Here is a 17,388-nt window from a genome sequence, read left to right on the forward strand (position 1 = left end):
CCGCTACATGCGGGCGCCGGCCCGGCGGCGTTTCTTGACCTGGTTGGGATCGACCTTCGGCTTCGCCTGTTCCTCTTTGGCCGCCGCGACCCGCTGCTCCAGTTCCTTGTCGACCGTATTGTCGGTCCAATTGACCATGGTGCGGACCATCTGGACGCGCGCCATCTCGAAGCCGCGCCGGACCTTCGACCGGTCGTCGTTCTGGTTCACCTCCTCGTCCGGCATGATCGGCAGGTTGGCCAGGATATAGCCGATCGCGTCATCGATGGTTTCGCCCTCTTTGCTGTCCAGGGCGGTGAACCAGATCCTGCACAGGTGACTCCAGCCATCGAGCGCATAGGACACGTCGCGGCGGATCTGCTGGGCGAAGCCCTTGGTCTTATCGTACTCGCGGAAGACGTTCATGAAGTACGAGAAGAACTGCTCGATCTGATTGAAACGGTCGTCGACGTAGTCGAGAAAGTCCTTGATCGCGAACCGCACGAGCGTGATCCGGTCGGACGTCTCCGTGCGCGCCGTCTTTGAGTACTGCGTCATCGTCCGGTCCATCCGCTTGATCTCGTTCCGAGTCCGCGTCAGGAAGCCGTCGGTCTTGTTTTCCGCCTCGATGTTCACCGCGCCGAACGGAGCCATGTAGCTGGTCAGTTCCTCCAGGCGCTTGTTCACCACCTTCACCGGCGCGTCGAGCTCCTCCGAGGCGAAGGTCAACACGCGCTCGGTCAGGGCCGAGGCGTCGAGCCCGGCCTCCTTGCTGGCCTCCTTGTCCTTGGTGAGCCGCATCAGCAGCGCGGTATCGGCACTTGCCATGAAGGCGTCGCCCTTGCGGATGCCGCAATCGCGGGTGAGCTGAGCCAGGAAGCTGAGATAGGTCATCAGCCGGTCCTGCTTCTCCCGGTCGACCTCCAGCGCCGCCTGCTGCCGGACCTCCTCGGTCTCGCCCATGGTCTGGTCGACGCGGATGCGGATCTCCCGCACCTTGAAGGGATCCGGGGATTCCGAGTCGTCGATGTCGTCGATGCGCTGGTACAGCTCCTTGTCGCGCAGGGTCATGCCGGCGAAGGCCGGCACGTCCCGCCAGGGCAGGATCATGACGCTGCGGGAATCGGTCCCGCCCATGCCGCTCGGCACGGTGATCTCCCAGTCCAGCTCACGGCCCAGATCGACCACACGCAGGCGGCATTCTCGCAGACTGGTGCTCTCGAACGGAACGCTGGCGCCACGCGCCTCAAAGCTCATCGGCAGGGGGCGGTCCTTGCGGCTCATCGCGGCGCCTCCTGGATCGACTCATTGAAGTTGCTCCAGGTCGACTGATCCACCGCCGCGGCCGCCCGGTCCAGGATCATGTCCGGGTCGGTCTCGCTGCCGCCGAAGGTGGTCATGCCGATGTTGCAGCGCACGGCGATCCGCCGGCCCGCATAGTCGATCGGATGGCCGCAGGCTTCCCGCAGCCGGCCGGCCAGAACCTGGGCGCCCTCCAGGGTCAGGCCGGTCGCCACCAGACTGGCGAACCAGTTGCGGCCGAGCCAGGAGACGATGTCGGCCGAGCGCATGGTCGCGCACAGCCGGGTGCAGATCAGCTCGGCCAGCGCTTCCGAGGGGACCGTCTCCTCGGGCACGACGCGGAGCAGGATCATGTAGCCGATCTGGCCGTGGCGATGAACCACGGACCCGGTATAGGCGATCAGCCAGCGCAAGGCCTGACCGTCGACGCAGTTCTCCTGGTCGATCACGCCGTTCCCGAAGCCGGAGGACCGGGCGCTGTCGGCCCGCCGGATCTGCAGCGCGATCGTTTCCGGCACGGGGCCGTCCACCTCGGCGGCGACAATGTAATGATCCGCCCCGCGGCTCATCGCCTGCAGGCCGTCCGCATGGGTCGGCACGATGACCACCGAGGTGACGCCATCCTGGCAGATCGGGCCGCCGCAGTCGGAATTCAGCGCCAGAGATCCGATGACGACGCCGCCGGGCGGCACCTCGAGCCAGGACTCGCAAGTCTCGGGCCCCCGAAACCCGCGTCCGCCCTCGCCGATCATCCGCTGAGCCGCAACCTGGGCCGCCAGATCCGCTCCCGAAATATAGATCGAACGCTCCATTCCTACCTTCTCCCGACCCCAACGGATGTGGCCACCCGACCCCCGGCCGGTAAACTCCCCAACCTTCTATTGCCCGCCATACGCGTGCCGATGAAGGCCTTCTCCTACCGCGGCCCTGTATTCCGACCGCAGAACCGAGCGAACACCACCGGGCGACCGCCGCATGCATTGGGACACCGTCCATCCGACAAGAGTGGCCGGACGAGAGCCAGACGACACCGAACCCCGAGAACCCCTTCAACTTACAAAGTATTTTAAAATCTTTCGAACTGCCGCCCAGAACCCCCAGTATTCGTAGAATGTAGCATATCCGGAATTTTCGTCTCAACCGGAAAGCCCATCAAAATCAAGACAATTAAATGCCTTTTGCTTTTGACTTCACCACGGCAGGAGCATTTCTGTTATCATCGAAATGTAACATCTTATGCAGATGCCCATAACGACTGGAAATAGACCTTCCGCACCGCTCGCCGACGAAAGAACTAAGGTCAGCACTTTAAGAATGGGTTAACCGCCATGGTCCCGCGGTCCGGCACCCCTCGCACCCCCGCGGCGGCCGGCGGCAGGCAGGCTCGGGGGTCACGCCGCGCTCTCGCCTGAAGATACGCGCGGGTCCTGGATTTCTCGCAATGCGGGTCGACGCCGCACCGCCGGCGGCAAAGGAGGGCATGCCCCCGGACATGGCGGGGACATGCTTGCGATCAGTAGCGCAGTTCCTCGAACACCGGGTCGACGCTGCCGTTCCAGCGGCCGTTATAGGCCTCGATCAGGTCGGCGGCCTGGCTGCGGCCGGTGGCGACGATCTCTTCCAGCGGCTTCAGGTAGCCGGTCTCGTCACTGCCCTGGTAGTCGAGACGGGCACGGCGCTTCAGGCCCTCGCGGGCCAGATCCACCACATCGGCCGACCAGTCCTTGAGGCTGCGGCCGCGGAACTCGGCGGCGAGGCCGTGACGGGGAACCGCGTTGCGGAGTTCCTCCTGCTCCTGGACCGTCCAGTCGCGGCAGAGCTGCCAGGCCTGGTCCTGCACGCCCGGGTCGTAGAGAAGACCGACCCAAAGGGCCGGCAGGGCGCAGATGCGGCCCCAGGGACCGCCGTCGGCGCCGCGCATCTCGATGTACTTCTTCAGACGGACTTCCTGGAAGACGGTGGTGGTGTGGTCCGACCAGTCGCCCATGGAGGCGGTGTGGCCCGCCACCTCCGGCAGCTTTCCGTCGATGAAGTCGCGGAAGCTCTTGCCCGCCACGTCGATGTACTGGCCGTCGCGGTAGACGAAGTACATCGGCACGTCGAGCAGGTAGTCGACATAGCGCTCGAAGCCGAAGCCCTCCTCGAAGACGAAGGGCAGCATGCCGCAGCGGTCCGGGTCGGTGTCGGTCCAGACATGGCTGCGGAAGGTGCGGAACCCGTTCAGCTTGCCCTCGGTGAAGGGCGAGTTGGCGAACAGGGCGGTGGCGATCGGCTGAAGCGCCAGCGAGATCCGGTACTTCTCCACCATGTCGGCCTCGGACTCGAAGTCGAGATTCGCCTGGATGGTGCAGGTCCGCTTCATCATGTCGAGGCCGAGCGAGCCCTTCTTGGGCATGTAGGCGCTCATGATCCCGTAGCGGCCCTTCGGCATCCACGTGATGTCCTCGCGGGTCGAGGTCGGGTCGAATCCGAGGCCGAGCATGCCGACCCCGAGTTCGTCGCAGACCTCGCGCACCTGGGCGAGGTGGGTATGCACCTCGTCGCAGGTCTGGTGCAGGTTGTCGAGCGGCGCGCCGGAGAGCTCGAACTGGCCACCCGGCTCCAGGGTGATGGCGCAGCGGTTCTGGGTCAGGGCGATGACCTTGCCCTTCTCCTCGATGCCTTCCCAGCCGAAGCGCTTAAGGCCGTTCAGGATCGCACCGATCCCGTCCGACCCCTCGTAGGGCAGCCGCTTGTGGTCGGACAGGCGGAAGGCGAACTTCTCGTGTTCGGTCCCGACCTTCCAGTCACTGCGGGGCGTGACGGCGGAGGAGAACCACTCGATCAGCTGCGCCTTGTCGGTGATGGGCGCGCCCTGATCTTCAGGCGGACGGGACATTGAGCCTCCGGTATCAGTCGTGGCGAGCGGTCCAATCGCCCACGAGCGCCTGCCAGATGGCAAGCACCGCGAGCGCGGCCGTGTCGGCGCGCAGGAGACGCTCTCCCAGGCTGACACGCGTAACAAACGGCAGCTTCCGAAGCCGGTCAAGTTCCGGTTCGGCAAAGCCCCCTTCCGGTCCGATCAGGAATCCGGCCCTTGTCATCGGACGCTCCCGATGCATGGACAGCGCCTCGGCGATCGGCGGGCCGCCGGTCTCGTCGGCCAGAATCAGGGCGCGATCGGCCGGCCAGGCCTCGATCAGCGCCTCCAGTTTGGCCGGTTCCCGGACATCCGGGACGGTCAGCCGGTCGCTCTGCTCCGCCGCCTCGACGGCATTGGCGCGCAGCCGCTCGGTGTTCACCCGGTCGACCATGGTGTGCCGGGTCATCACCGGCCAGAGCACCGACGCGCCGAGTTCCGTCGCCTTCTGGGCGGTGAAATCGATCCGCGCCCGCTTGATCGGCGCGAAGGCGAGCCAGACATCGGGCTCGGCCCGCTGCGGGCGGGTCTGTTCTATGACGGCGAGGTCGGCGGATTTCTTGGCGACGGCAGCGATCTCGGCGCGCCATTCGCCGTCGCGCCCGTTGAACAACGCCACCCCCTCGCCGGGGCCGAGGCGCAGCACGTTCTTCAGGTAGTGGGCCTGATCCTGGCCGAGCGCCACCACCCCGCCCGCCGCGAGCGGGGCGTCGACATAGAGCCGCGTTTCGATCCCGTCCTTCATGGGCGCGGTGTAGCCGGGGAGCCGGGGATGGGCAAGCGGGGTGTCGGTGCGCATTGCTCGTTCACGCACCTTCATTCTCTCATCGCCGTCATCCCGGTTCGCCCCCGGACCTGATCCGGGGCGAGACCGGGACCCAGGGTCCGGCAGTTGGGGCTGGGTCCCGGCCGACCTTCGGGTCGAGCCCGGAGCTCGCCGGGATGACGGCTGAGGAAAAGGGTGGCGGCCGTTTACAGCCGCTCCACCCAGTCGGAGCGGTCGTAGGGCGGGGTGCCGGCATCGGCGAAGTATTCCTCCGCGCTCAGGATCTTGCCGCCCATTACCCGATAGAACCCGACCGCGTACACATCCTCCTCGCCATTGGAGATGTGGATCCGGGCCACAGCCCCCTCGGCCGTGGCGTCCACGGTCTTCACCGCGATCTTCCAGTCGCCCGGATAGGTCCGATTGAGCCCGACGTAATTGGCCGGAGAGGCGATCCGCTCCCCGGTCTGCGGCCAGATCGCCTGGAAACCGCCGTCGAGCAGCCGCGCCACCGAGTCCCAGTCGCGATGGTTCATCCGTTCCCACAGGGCGCGCACCGGGTCGGTCGGATCCGAAATCATGGTCGCCAGCATGCCAGCCTCCTGTTGCCGGGCTCGTAGTGCCAGGGCCGCAAATGTTCTATTTTTGTTCTAACGCTGTCAAGCTTGATTGCGCCGCGGGCTGCGCGTAGGGTCCGCACCCGTTTTCAGCGCCTTTTCCGCGCCCCGTTCCGCGCGGCGCCCCGCGCAACTGACCGCCTGAAGGAGAGCCTGCGATGTCGGACGACTACGACGACGAGACCGCCCCCGCGCCCGCCAGCAACAATTCGGGCATTGCCTCAGCCAGCGAGGGCGATTCCCCCTATGTCGGCGGCATCAACGCCGGCCAGCTCGAGTCCTTCATCCAGCGGATCGAGAACCTGGAGGAGGAGAAGGCGAACCTGATGGCCGACATCAAGGAGATCTTCGCCGAAGCCAAGGCCCAGGGCTACGACGTGAAGATCATGCGCCAGATCCTGCGCCTGCGGAAAATGGAAGAAGACGACCGCGACGAGCTGGAGACCCTGCTGGAAGTCTACAAGCGCGCGCTCGGAATGGCCTAAGGGCTCACTCCACCTTTACTCCGCTCCCCAAAACACCGTCATCCCGGCGACGTCCGGACTTGATCCGGAGGTCGGCCGGGACCTAGCCGACGGACGCCAGGGGCCCGGGCAGTCCCCGGATCAGGTCCGGGGTCTCCCGGGATGACGACCGGGTGGTGTTTGACGGCGCCCCCTACTCCGCCGCCTTCCGTGCCGCGTCCGGGTTGCGGAGCTGCTCCTCCAGCGCCTTCACCTTGGCCTCGGCCCGCTCCACATGGGCCTCCTTCACATGGCCGTAGCCGCGGATCTGTTCCGGCACCAGGGCCAGGTCGACCGCCACCGGGTGGGTCTGGGGTGACAGGCCGTCGGCCAGCCGCTCCATGCGGGCGATGTACTCGTCGCGCAGGCGGCGTTCCATCCGGCGCTCGTCCGTCCTGCCGAAGATGTCGAAGGCGCCGCCCCGCAGGCCCTTGAACTTCGCCAGGATGCCGAAGGCGCTGAGCATCCAGGGCCCGTAGACCGATTTCTGCAGCTTGCCGGTCTCCGGATCGCGTTTGGCGAAGAGCGGCGGGGCCAGGTTGAACTCCAGCTTGAAGTCGCCCTCGAACGTGTCGTGGAGCTGCTTGCGGAAGGTGCCGTCGGTGTAGAGCCGGGCGACCTCGTACTCGTCCTTGATCGCCATCAGCTTGTAGGCGTAGCGGGCCACCGCCTTGGCCATGGCGTCGCTGCCCGGCACCGCCTTCTTCTCGGCCGCTTCCACCTTGTCGACCAGCGCCTTGTAACGGCCGGCATAGGCCGCGTCCTGGTACTCGGTCAGAATGTTGAAGCGCCGCTCGACCATCTCCGCCAGGGTCTCCGGCGCGGTCCGGGCCGGCGCCTCGGTCTTCGGGGCGACGATCCGCTCTACCGCTTCGCGGTCATGGGCGGTGCGGCGGCCCCACAGGAAGGCCTGCTTGTTGAAGTCGACGGCGACCGCGTTCAGCTCGATCGCTCGCTCGATGGCGGCGGCGGACAGCGGCACCAACCCCTGCTGATAGGCATAGCCCAGCATGAAGAGGTTGGAGGCGATGCTGTCGCCCAGCAGTTTGGTGGCGATCCGGTTGGCGTCCACGAACTCGGCGGAATTGTCGCCGGCGACCTCGCGGATCTGGGTCTTCATGGCCTCGGCCGGGAAGTGCAGGTCCGGGTTCTGGGTGAAGGCGCCGGTCATGGTCTCCTGGGTGTTGACCACGGCCCGGGTGCGCTCCCGGCTCATCGCCTTCAGCCCGTCCTTGGACACCGCCGTGGCGATGTCGCAGGCCAGCATGAGGTCGGCCGAGCCGGTGGCGACGCGCGGGGCGTGCACGGCGTCGGGCGAGCTTGCGACCTTCACATGGCTGATCACCGCGCCGCCCTTCTGGGCGAGGCCGGTCATGTCCAGGATGCTGGTGCCCTTGCCCTCAAGATGGGCGGCCATGCCGATCAGCGCGCCGATCGTCACCACGCCGGTGCCGCCGATGCCGGTGACCAGGATGCCGTAAGGCTCGTCCAGACCGGGGAGCGCCGGCTCCGGCAGTGCTTCGAAGACCGGCGGCGGCGTGTCCGACTTGCCGGCCTGGCCGGTGCTCTTGCGGACCTTGCCGCCGATCACGTTGACGAAGCTCGGGCAGAAGCCCTTCACGCAGGAATAGTCCTTGTTGCAGGTCGACTGGTCGATCTTGCGCTTGCGGCCGAACTCGGTCTCCACCGGCTGGATCGACACGCAGTTCGACTGCACGCCGCAATCGCCGCAGCCCTCGCAGACCTGCTCGTTGATGAAGATCCGCTTGTTCGGGTCCTCCATCAGGCCGCGCTTGCGCCGGCGGCGCTTCTCCGCGGCACAGGTCTGGTCGTAGATGATGACCGTCACACCGGGCGTCTCCCGCAGGTCGCGCTGCAGGCTGTCGAGGTCGTCGCGGTGATGGACCTTCGTGCCCTCGGGCCAGATGCTGTCGGAGGGATACTTGTCGGGATCGTCGGTGACCACGTCGACCCGGGCCACCCCTTCGGCGGCGACCATGCGGGCGATGATCCAGGGGGTGAGCTGGCTGTCCGAGGGCTGGCCGCCGGTCATGGCGACGGCGTCGTTGAACAGGATCTTGTAGGTCATGGTCGCCTTGGCGGCGACCGCCTGTCGGATCGCGAGGCTACCCGAGTGATTGAAGGTGCCGTCGCCCAGATTGGCGAAGATGTGCTTGGTCTCGGTGAACGGCGCCATGCCGACCCAGGGCACGCCCTCGCCGCCCATCTGGGTGAAGGTCTCGGTGCTGCGCGGCATCCAGGACGCCAGGAAGTGGCAGCCGATGCCCGCCATGGCGCGGGACCCGTCCGGCACCTTGGTGGAGGTGTTGTGCGGACAGCCGGAGCAGAAATACGGGGTGCGCGCGAAGTCGGAAGGCTTGGCCTGCTCCGACTTCATGCGCTGCTCGACCAGGGCGCGGCGCGCCTTGATCCGCTCCAGATCGGCGATCTCCAGCACCCGGTCGGCGATGGCCAGCGCGATCTCGTTGGCGAACAGCTCGCCGTTGACCCGGAACAGCGGCTTGCCGTCGATTGTCTTCTTACCCTCGACCTTCGGCTGGCGGGCATGGGGCTGGTCGTAGAGGATCTCCTTGAGCTGCCACTCGATCAGCGAGCGTTTCTCCTCGATCACCAGCACCTTTTCGGCGTCGGCCGTGGCGGCGATCGCCCCGCTGGGCTCCAGCGGCCAGGACATGCCGACCTTGTAGAGGCGCAGGCCGATGTCGCGGGCCATCTCGGCGTCGATGCCGAGATCGTCCAGCGCCTGGCGCACGTCGAGATAGGACTTGCCGGTGGTGACGATCACCAGACGCGGCTTGTCGGTATCCCAGACCACCGTGTCGAAGGCGTTCGCCTGGGTGAAGGCGCGGACCGCCGGCAGCTTGAAATCCTGCAGCCGCTGCTCCTGGCTGGTCCAGTCGTCGGGCCAGCGGATGTTGAGCCCGCCCGGCGGCATGTCGAACTCGGGAATGGTGATGTTCACCGACTCCGGATCGGCAGTGACCGAGGCCGTGCTGTCCATGATCTCGGCGGTGGTCTTGAAGCCGATCCAGCAGCCGCTGAACCGGCTGAGCGCGATGCCGAGCAGACCGAAGTCGAGCGTGTCCTGCACCCCGGCCGGGTTCAGCACCGGCACGTTGGCGTCGACGAAGGCGTATTCGCTCTGGTGCGGGACGGTGGATGACTTGGCGGTGTGGTCGTCGCCGGCGAACAGCAGGACGCCGCCGAGCTTGGACGAGCCGGCGAAGTTGCCGTGCTTGAACACGTCGCCGGAGCGGTCGACGCCCGGCCCCTTGCCGTACCATAGGCCGACAACGCCGTCGGCGGTCGCCCCCTGGAACAGGCCCGGCTGCTGGGAGCCCCACACGGAGGTCGCCGCCAGTTCCTCGTTCACCCCCGGGGTGAAGTGGATGCGGTGCTCCTTGAGCAGCTTGCCGGCGCGCCAGAGCTGCTGGTCGTAGGTGCCGAGCGGCGAGCCCCGGTAGCCGGAGATATAGGTCGCGGTGTCATGCCCGGCAGCCTGGTCGATCCGCCGCTGGATCATCGGCAGGCGTACCAGCGCCTGGACGCCGGTCAGGAAGATCCGTCCCCGGTCGAGGGTGTACTTGTCGTCGAGCGAGACAGTCGCGAGGGCGCTCGCGGACTGTGCGGTACTGGACTGCGCGGTACTGGACCGATCCATGCCATGGCCTCCCGGCTCGTCTGGTTGTGCCCCCCTGATGTGGGATGCGAGCCTCTGTCTCAAAGGTAAAGGTTACTGACCTAACCGACAACCGGCCGTCGGTCGCCCCCTGCTCCGGAGCGTCGATTACGACAGACGTGCCCGGTCCTGGCAATGCACGCAGGTGGGCTGCGGGGCCGGTCCGGGAGCTAAATCGACTCGACACCGACAAAGGCGACGAAGTCGTTGGTGAAGCGGGGATTGTCGACCCGGTTGGTGTCGCGCCCCATCTCCGACTGATCCACCGTGCCGATCAGGAAGCGGGCGGTGCCGTCCTCGTCGCGCAGCGGCAGCACGAGCCGGCGCGCATAGTAGACCGCCTTGCCGTCCCGGTAGACGCGGCCGCTGGTGAACATGATCTCGGCTTCGGACAGAATCCGCTCGCAGCGGCTGCTGATCAATCGGCTCATGTCCTGATCGAAGATCTCGTGCACGTACCGTCCGCGCATCGGCATGTTGAAGTTCCGCCGGATGCTCTCGCCGATCAGCCGGTAAAAGCAGGCACCGCCGGCGTCGCGCTCCAGGACCCAGACGAAGGGCAGAAGGCCGGCCTTGGCCAGGATGATAGGGTCCAGGGCGGATCGCGCCGCCATGGCGTTGCCGACCCGGGCCGCTTTCCAGATGTCGAGCAGCGCCGCGCAGCGCGGCGCATGACCGATCCTCTCCAGAACCACGTGACGTGGCCCGGTCCACTCCTCCGTCACCTCGCCATCCGTCACGTCGCCCCCCATACCCACCGACTATATCGCTAGCAAATTGGCTCCCGAAGTTCGAGGCAATACTGATTTACTCACTCCGGGACGCCCACCTGCCGCGGCGGGAGCGGAAATGCGACACGACTCGGCCTCGACGCGGCGAGGCCGAGAGGTTAAGCAGGCGTCGCAGTAGGAACGAGGCCCCCAAACGGGGCCGCGGGGAGACCCTAAGCAGATGACCGTGCTCGTCACCGGTGCCGCCGGCTTCATCGGTATGCATACCGTGCGCGCCCTGCTCGACCGGGGCGAACAGGTGGTCGGCATCGACAATCTGAACGCCTATTACGACCCCGCCCTGAAACGGGCGCGGCTGGCCGAGCTCGAGGGTCGAAACGGCTTCCTCTTCGAGCGGATCGACTTCGCCGACCGGGCGGCCATGGCCGCGTTCGACGCGCGCCATCCGGCGATCGACCGCATCGTCCATCTGGGCGCCCAGGCGGGCGTGCGCTATTCCCTGCAGGAGCCGTTCGACTACGCCAACGCCAATCTGATCGGCCATCTGGTGATGCTGGAGATGGCCCGCGGCCGGATGGAGGCGAGGGCCGGCCGGCCGGCCCTGAAGCATCTGGTCTACGCCTCCTCCTCCAGCGTCTACGGCGCCAACCGCGAGATCCCCTTCTCGGTGGAGGACAGGGTCGACCGACCGGTGTCGTTCTACGGGGCCACCAAGAAGGCCAACGAGGTGATGACCTACAGCTATGCCAGCCTGTACGGCATCCCCGCCACCGGCCTGCGGTTCTTCACCGTCTACGGCCCCTGGGGCCGGCCCGACATGTCACCCTGGCTGTTCACCGAGCGGATCCTGCGGGGCGAGCCGATCCAGGTGTTCAACCACGGCCGGATGCGGCGCGACTTCACCTATATCGACGACATCGTCGCCGGCGTCCTCGCCGCCCTCGACCGTCCGCCCGCCGGCGCCGAGGGCGCGCCGCCGTGCGTTCTGTACAACCTGGGCAACCACGAACCTGTCGCCCTGCTCGACTATATCCGGGTGATCGAGACCGCCTGCGGCCGCGCCGCCGAGCTCGACATGAAGCCGATGCAGGCCGGCGACGTGGTCGAGACCTATGCCGACATCGCGGCCAGCACCCGGGACCTCGGCTACCGACCGGCGACCTCGATCGAGGACGGCATCCCGCGCTTCGTCGACTGGTTCAAGCGCTATCATCGGGCTTCGGCACGGCCCTGACGGAAACTATTCCTCGACCGACTCGTCCGCGCGCACGCCCCAGACGTCGCCGCGGCGCAGCCAGCCGTCGATGCCGGCGACCTCGACCTCGCACCAGTCGGCGCGGCAGGCCTCCAGCCAGGCGATCACGCCCGGCTCCAGACGCGCCATCGGCGGCGAACTCTCCGCCGGCTCACTGCGCAGCAGACGGACGGCGGTGATCACGATCACCGTGCGCCGGCCGGACAGCATGGACTGGTGCACCCAGCCCTCGGTGCCCTCGAAGTCGCGGATCTTGCGCCAGGTGTCGAACTCGGCGACCACCTCCACCGGCAGGTTCGGGCGCTGGAACACCCAGTCGATCGGATAGCGCACGCCGGGCCCGGTGCGGACATTCACCTCGCGCGCCCGCAGGGTGACGAAGCGCGGGATCGGCAGGCCGGTCTCGGTGCCGACCGAGGTCATGGCCGACCGGCTCGCGCCGGACTGCGCTCCCGCCGCCGCCGGTGCAGCCAGGAGGGCGACGAGGAGCAGAACGAAGGCGCGCATTGGGGCTCCGGATGTCGCGGTGGGATATCGGTCCACGGGTCTTATACCGCTATCCATGGCGCTCGTTAAGGCCACGCACTACAATATGCGTCGTCGTCTCGCCCGTGCCGGGGGACAGGGGCCGGCGGCCGCATCGACGCAGGTGACAGGACGCCGCGACCCTGCTACCCCACCGCCGGGCGCGGCCGGGCTCGTGCCCATCGCGGCCGGATCGATCGCCGGGAGGAGAGCATGCCGCAGTCGAAGAAGCGCGTGGTCGTCACGCGAAAGCTTCCCGATCCGGTGGAAACCCGGATGATGGAACTGTTCTCGACCGTCCTGAACCTGTCGGACGAACCGATGAGCCGCGACCAGCTCGCCGCCGCAGCGCGGGACTGCGACGTGCTGGTGCCGACCGTGACCGACCGGATCGACGGCAGCCTGATCGAGCAGGCCGGCGAGCGGCTGAAGCTGATCGCCTCGTTCGGCACCGGCGTCGACCATATCGACCTGCGCGCGGCGAAGGCCCGCGGCATCACCGTCACCAACACCCCCGGCGTCCTGACCGAGGACACCGCCGACATGGTCATGGCGCTGATACTGGCCGTCCCGCGGCGGCTGGTGGAGGGCAATGCCCTGATCACCTCGGGCAAATGGACCGGCTGGGCACCGACCCGGATGCTCGGCCACCGGATCCACGGCAAGCGCCTGGGCATCGTCGGCATGGGCCGGATCGGCCAGGCGGTCGCCCGCCGCGCCCGCGGCTTCGGCCTCTCGGTGCACTACCACAACCGCAAACCCGTCCATGCCGATATCGAGAACGAGCTCGAGGCGACCTACTGGGACAATCTCGACCAGATGGTCGGGCGCATGGACATTCTGTCATTGAACTGTCCCCACACGCCGGCCACCTATCACCTGATGAACCGGCGGCGGCTCGCCCTGATGCAGCCCCATGCCTATGTGGTGAACACCGCCCGCGGCGAGGTGGTCGACCAGGAGGCCCTGGTCGAGGCGCTTAAGGAGCGCCGGATCGCCGGCGCCGGGCTCGATGTCTACGAGCACGAGCCGGAGGTCGCCAGCGGGCTGCTCGACCTGGATAACGTCGTGCTGCTGCCGCATATGGGCAGCGCCACGATCGAAGGCCGTCAGGACATGGGCGACAAGGTCATCATCAACGTGAAGACCTTCGTCGACGGACACACGCCGCCCGACCGGGTCATCGAAACCATGTTCTGACGCCGAAGCCTGGGTGACACCCCCTTGATCCCGATGTCCAGCAACCGCCCCGACATGCCCACCGACCCGGACGCCGCCTCGGGGATCACGGTCCCTCTGGAGGCCCTGGTGGGATCGGACGCGCCCCGCGCGATGCATGATTTCGTGAAATACTGGATCGACAAGCGCGGCGAGGCCTGGATGCCCGCCTTCGGCGACATCGATCCGGTGGACATTCCCTGGGCCCTGTCGCGGATCTACGTCGTCGATGTTCTGCCCGACGGGGATTTCGTCTACCGGCTGGCGGGCGAGGCCGTCGCCGAGCGGTATGACCGGACCCTGAAGGGCACGCGGATCAGCGATCTGTTCTCCGACCGGAGCGCGGATCTCATTCTGGAGCGCTGGCGGCGGGTCGCCTCCGGGCCGAGCGCCTACTACTCCTACACCCAGCACGCCTCGATCCGCGGCCCGTCGGTCACCGCGCGCCGGGTCATGCTGCCGCTGGGTGGCGACGGTCGGACCGCCGACCATCTCCTGGGATTTGCGGTGTTCGATGAGGACGAGAGGAGCCAGGACCAGTTCTCGAACGGCCTGATCACCAAGGACGTGCGCTGGTCTGATTTGCGGCGGTAGGAGCGCCAGTTATTGCGCCGGTTTGTGGCGTGGGTGCCGCTACTCCGCCACCGGCAGGTCGTCGGCGATGATCTCACGCACCACGTCGATGAGGCTGGCGAAATACGGCTCGCGGATCGTGCCGACCGGTGTCAGCGCCGCTGCTTCGCTCGGAAGCAGGTAGCCGCTATCACCCGCATCCGAGGCAGGACGGGCATCCAAGGGCATGATCGATACTCCCCAACTTTCGTCGGATAAGCTAAACAGAGCCATGTAAAGAAAGGATTAATGCCTCCAGGGAATGTCCGAGGAGGCATTGAGCCCCCGCAACTCGGCCCTACCGCCGGATCCTCCGATGACCGTCGACCAGATCTCCACCCTGTCGCTTCTCGCCGTCGTGGTCGTCCTGTTCATCTGGGGACGATGGCGGGTCGATGCCGTCGCCATGCTGGCGCTGATGGCCTCCGTCTTCGTCGGCATCGTCGCGCCTGAGGACGCCTTCAAGGGCTTCGGCCACCCGGCGGTGATCACCGTCGCCGCCGTCCTGGCCCTGTCCTCCGCCCTGGCCCGCTCCGGCGTGGTCGACCTGATCGCCGCCTGGATCGAGCGCTTCGCCTCGACCCGGCTGACCCAGATGGCGGCGCTGTCGACGCTGGGCGGGGCGATGTCCGGGTTCATGAACAACGTGGGCGCGCTGGCCCTGCTGATGCCGGTGGCCCTGTCCATGGCCAAGCGCACCGGCTATTCGGCGTCGCTGATCCTGATGCCGCTGTCCTTCGCCACCATCCTGGGCGGCCTGGTCACCCTGATCGGCACCCCGCCGAACGTGCTGATCGCCCAGTACCATCAGAGGATCACCGGGCACGGGTTCGAGCTGTTCGACTTCGCCTGGACCGGCGTGCCGATGGCGGTGGTCGGTATCCTGTTCCTCACCCTGGTCGGCTGGCGCCTGCTCCCGTCCTCCAGCAAAGGCGGGGCGGCGGGCGACGCGCCGTTCGACATCGACAGCTACCTGACGGAGCTCGTGGTGCCGAAGGAGGCGAAGGTCGTCGGCAGGACGATCGACGAGATCGCCGAGGAGATGGAGACCCCGCCGCAGTTCGACGGCATCGTGCGCGGCCGCAACCGGGTGATCCGCCGCCTGCATATCGCCAAGCTCGAAGCCGGCGACGTCCTGTTGGTCCACGGCGACACCGAGGCGATCGAGGAGCTGGTCTCCAAGGGCTTCAAGATGGTGGCGGCCAAGGACCTGAAGACCGAGGACGGCGAGAGCCCGATCGACACCGACGCGCTGGCGATCGTCGAGGCGGTGGTCGCGCCGCGCTCCTGGCTGGAGGGCCGGACGCCGGCGCTGGTCACCCTGCGGGCGCGCTACGGCATCAACCTGCTGGCCATCGCCCGGTCCGGGGCGCCGATCCGCTCGCGCCTGCGCGATGCCCGGTTCCAGGCCGGCGACGTGCTGCTGCTGCAGGGGCCGCGCGACCAGATCAACGACACTGTGCGGGCGCTGGGCTGTCTGCCCCTTGCCTACCGCAACCTGTCGCTGGAGCCGCGCCGCGCGCTGGTGCCGATCCTGCTGTTCGCCGCGGCGATCGTCGCCACCGTCACCAACGTCATCCCGGCCGCCGTCGCCCTGACCGCCGCGGTGGTCGCCCTGGTCTTCCTCAGGGGGCTGACCATGCGCGAGGTCTACGAGGCGATCGACTGGCAGGTGATCGTCCTGCTGGCCGCCATGATCCCGGTCGGCGGCGCACTGGAGACCACCGGTGCCGCCAACGTGCTGGCCGGTGCCATCGCTGCGGTCGCCTGGAGCGCCGATCCGCACCTGATCCTCGGCGTGGTGCTGATCCTGACCATGACCCTGTCGGACATCATGAACAACGCGGCGACCGCCGTGGTCATGGCGCCGGTTTCCGTCGGGCTGGCCGAGGCCATCGGCGTCAATCCCGACCCGATGCTGATGGCCGTGGCGGTCGGCGCGTCCAGCGCCTTCCTGACCCCGATCGGCCACCAGAACAACCTGCTGGTCATGGGTCCGGGCGGTTACAGGTTCGGGGATTACTGGCGCATGGGCCTGCCGCTGGAGATCATCCTGGTGGCCATGGGCGTGTGGCTGATCCCCTGGGTCTGGCCGTTCACATGACCCTGTCGGCCCGGGTCGCGAGGAGGGCCGCATGATCCCGGCCCGGCATCTGCCCCTGGCCCTGATGCTGATCCTGGGCAACCTCTGGGGCCTGTCCTTCTCGCTGTCGAAGACGGCGGTGCTCGGCGGCATCCATCCGCTGGCCTATGTCTGGATGCAGACCACCGGGGCGACCCTGTTCCTGTTCGTGGTCTGCTTCCGGGCCGGCATCAAGGTGCCGACGAGCCGACGCCATCTGCTGCTTTACGCTGCGACCGGGCTGGTCGGCACCGTGCTCCCGAGCATCACCATCGTCACCACCGCTCTGCACGTGCCGGCGGGGATCATCTCCACCCTGGTGACCACCGTGCCGATGATGACCTTCACCCTGGCGGTGACGCTGGGGCTGCAGCGGTTCGAGCCGCTGGCCCTGGCCGGGCTGACCCTCGGGCTGATCGGCGTGCTGTTCCTGGTGGTGCCGGATGCCAGCCTACCGAGCGCCGACATGACCGGCTGGGTGCTGTTCGGCATGCTGACGCCGGTGTTCTACGCCACCAACGGCATCCTCGCCGCCCGCCTGCGCCCGGCCGGAACGTCCTCCCTGGCGGCGGCGCTGGGCATGATGGCGACGGCATCGGTAGCCAGCCTGCCGGTGATGCTCGCGACAGGGACGTTCCACCCGCTCTTCGCCGAGGGACCGACGGCGCACGACCTGGCGATGACCGGGCAGATCGTCATCACCTGCGTGGCCTACATCATGTATTTCGAGATCAACGAGCGCGCCGGCCCGGTCTATCTCAGCCAGGTCAGCTACATGGTGAACGTGGCCGGACTGTTCTGGGGATTCGCGATCTTCGGCGAGGTGCCGTCGCCCTGGCTCTGGGCGACGGTGGTCCTGGTGTTCGCCGGGGTGTATCTGGTCAACCGGACCACCAGGGCGAAGCCGGCCTGAGTCCGCTCACCCTGATCGTCTTCCCGGCCCTGCCCGGGACCGAGAGAGGGCGCGAGCTGAAGCGTCAGGGCCCTATGACCGAACGCTCCAAGCAGGTGTCTCCCCTGGGCCCCGGCGCGAGGCCGGGGAGACGGTGATGACGTTGTTGTCGTACTCCCCCTTCCGTCTTCCCGGCCCTGCGTCGGGATCTGGAGAGGGAGCGTGCCGGAGCGTCGGGATGCTATCGCCGAGCGCTCCAGCAGGTAA

Annotated in this window: 15 protein-coding genes; 6 read left to right on the forward strand and 9 right to left on the reverse strand. The window is 67.3% G+C overall.

The genetic code is table 11. The features are described from left to right. Positions 1-3: 3 nt before the first annotated feature. The 5 genes from G578_RS0120915 to G578_RS27475 all read right to left on the reverse strand — a co-directional run bounded on the left by G578_RS0120915 (position 4) and on the right by G578_RS27475 (position 5,539). On the reverse strand, positions 4-1,263 hold the full coding sequence (locus G578_RS0120915; protein WP_028795896.1) for a hypothetical protein: 1,260 nt from the start codon (positions 1,261-1,263) through the stop codon (positions 4-6). Next, positions 1,260-2,093 (reverse strand): nucleotidyl cyclase domain-containing protein, encoded by an 834-nt coding sequence (locus tag G578_RS0120920; protein WP_028795897.1) that lies wholly within the window; start codon positions 2,091-2,093, stop codon positions 1,260-1,262. The genes G578_RS0120915 and G578_RS0120920 overlap by 4 nt, the downstream gene beginning before the upstream one ends. A gap of 701 nt (positions 2,094-2,794) precedes the next feature. Then, positions 2,795-4,159 (reverse strand): glutamate--cysteine ligase, encoded by a 1,365-nt coding sequence (locus G578_RS0120925; protein WP_028795898.1) that lies wholly within the window; start codon positions 4,157-4,159, stop codon positions 2,795-2,797. Positions 4,160-4,172: 13 nt separating this feature from the next. After that, complete coding sequence (locus G578_RS0120930; protein WP_342664904.1) at positions 4,173-4,994, reverse strand: 16S rRNA (uracil(1498)-N(3))-methyltransferase; 822 nt, start codon at positions 4,992-4,994, stop codon at positions 4,173-4,175. A gap of 158 nt (positions 4,995-5,152) precedes the next feature. Next, the gene (locus G578_RS27475; RefSeq protein WP_038015599.1) at positions 5,153-5,539 is read right to left on the reverse strand and encodes a nuclear transport factor 2 family protein; all 387 of its coding nucleotides are present in this window, start codon (positions 5,537-5,539) and stop codon (positions 5,153-5,155) included. 182 nt (positions 5,540-5,721) lie between these two features. Between G578_RS27475 and G578_RS0120940 the strand changes: the two genes are divergently transcribed. Next, positions 5,722-6,048, forward strand: coding sequence for a DUF2312 domain-containing protein (locus tag G578_RS0120940; RefSeq protein WP_084619091.1), 327 nt, complete (start codon positions 5,722-5,724; stop codon positions 6,046-6,048). A 172-nt stretch (positions 6,049-6,220) separates the two neighbouring features. On the opposite strand, the gene G578_RS0120945 is transcribed toward G578_RS0120940, so the two are convergent. Next, complete coding sequence (locus tag G578_RS0120945; protein ID WP_028795901.1) at positions 6,221-9,748, reverse strand: indolepyruvate ferredoxin oxidoreductase family protein; 3,528 nt, start codon at positions 9,746-9,748, stop codon at positions 6,221-6,223. Between the two features lie 188 nt (positions 9,749-9,936). After that, the gene (locus G578_RS0120950; protein ID WP_169400895.1) at positions 9,937-10,506 is read right to left on the reverse strand and encodes a PAS domain-containing protein; all 570 of its coding nucleotides are present in this window, start codon (positions 10,504-10,506) and stop codon (positions 9,937-9,939) included. 211 nt (positions 10,507-10,717) lie between these two features. On the opposite strand from G578_RS0120950, the gene G578_RS0120955 reads away from it, so the two are divergent. Beyond that, on the forward strand, positions 10,718-11,731 hold the full coding sequence (locus G578_RS0120955) for an NAD-dependent epimerase/dehydratase family protein (RefSeq protein ID WP_028795903.1): 1,014 nt from the start codon (positions 10,718-10,720) through the stop codon (positions 11,729-11,731). A 6-nt stretch (positions 11,732-11,737) separates the two neighbouring features. Here G578_RS0120955 and G578_RS0120960 read toward each other — a convergent pair whose 3' ends face one another. Continuing rightward, complete coding sequence (locus tag G578_RS0120960) at positions 11,738-12,259, reverse strand: SH3 domain-containing protein (protein ID WP_028795904.1); 522 nt, start codon at positions 12,257-12,259, stop codon at positions 11,738-11,740. A 231-nt stretch (positions 12,260-12,490) separates the two neighbouring features. Between G578_RS0120960 and G578_RS0120965 the strand changes: the two genes are divergently transcribed. Both G578_RS0120965 and G578_RS0120970 read left to right on the forward strand, forming a co-directional pair. Continuing rightward, positions 12,491-13,477: a 2-hydroxyacid dehydrogenase gene (locus G578_RS0120965; protein ID WP_028795905.1), complete on the forward strand. Its 987-nt coding sequence runs from the start codon at positions 12,491-12,493 to the stop codon at positions 13,475-13,477. A 33-nt stretch (positions 13,478-13,510) separates the two neighbouring features. Further along, complete coding sequence (locus G578_RS0120970) at positions 13,511-14,089, forward strand: PAS domain-containing protein (RefSeq protein WP_156907417.1); 579 nt, start codon at positions 13,511-13,513, stop codon at positions 14,087-14,089. Positions 14,090-14,128: 39 nt separating this feature from the next. On the opposite strand, the gene G578_RS29695 is transcribed toward G578_RS0120970, so the two are convergent. Next, positions 14,129-14,296: a hypothetical protein gene (locus tag G578_RS29695; RefSeq protein WP_156907418.1), complete on the reverse strand. Its 168-nt coding sequence runs from the start codon at positions 14,294-14,296 to the stop codon at positions 14,129-14,131. Between the two features lie 127 nt (positions 14,297-14,423). Between G578_RS29695 and G578_RS0120980 the strand changes: the two genes are divergently transcribed. Both G578_RS0120980 and G578_RS0120985 read left to right on the forward strand, forming a co-directional pair. Then, on the forward strand, positions 14,424-16,211 hold the full coding sequence (locus G578_RS0120980; RefSeq protein ID WP_028795907.1) for an SLC13 family permease: 1,788 nt from the start codon (positions 14,424-14,426) through the stop codon (positions 16,209-16,211). A gap of 31 nt (positions 16,212-16,242) precedes the next feature. Then, positions 16,243-17,142, forward strand: a complete 900-nt coding sequence (locus tag G578_RS0120985; RefSeq protein WP_028795908.1) for a DMT family transporter — start codon at positions 16,243-16,245, stop codon at positions 17,140-17,142. Positions 17,143-17,388: the final 246 nt, after the last annotated feature.

It is taken from the genome of Thalassobaculum salexigens DSM 19539 (assembly GCF_000423805.1).
GTDB lineage: Bacteria > Pseudomonadota > Alphaproteobacteria > Thalassobaculales > Thalassobaculaceae > Thalassobaculum > Thalassobaculum litoreum.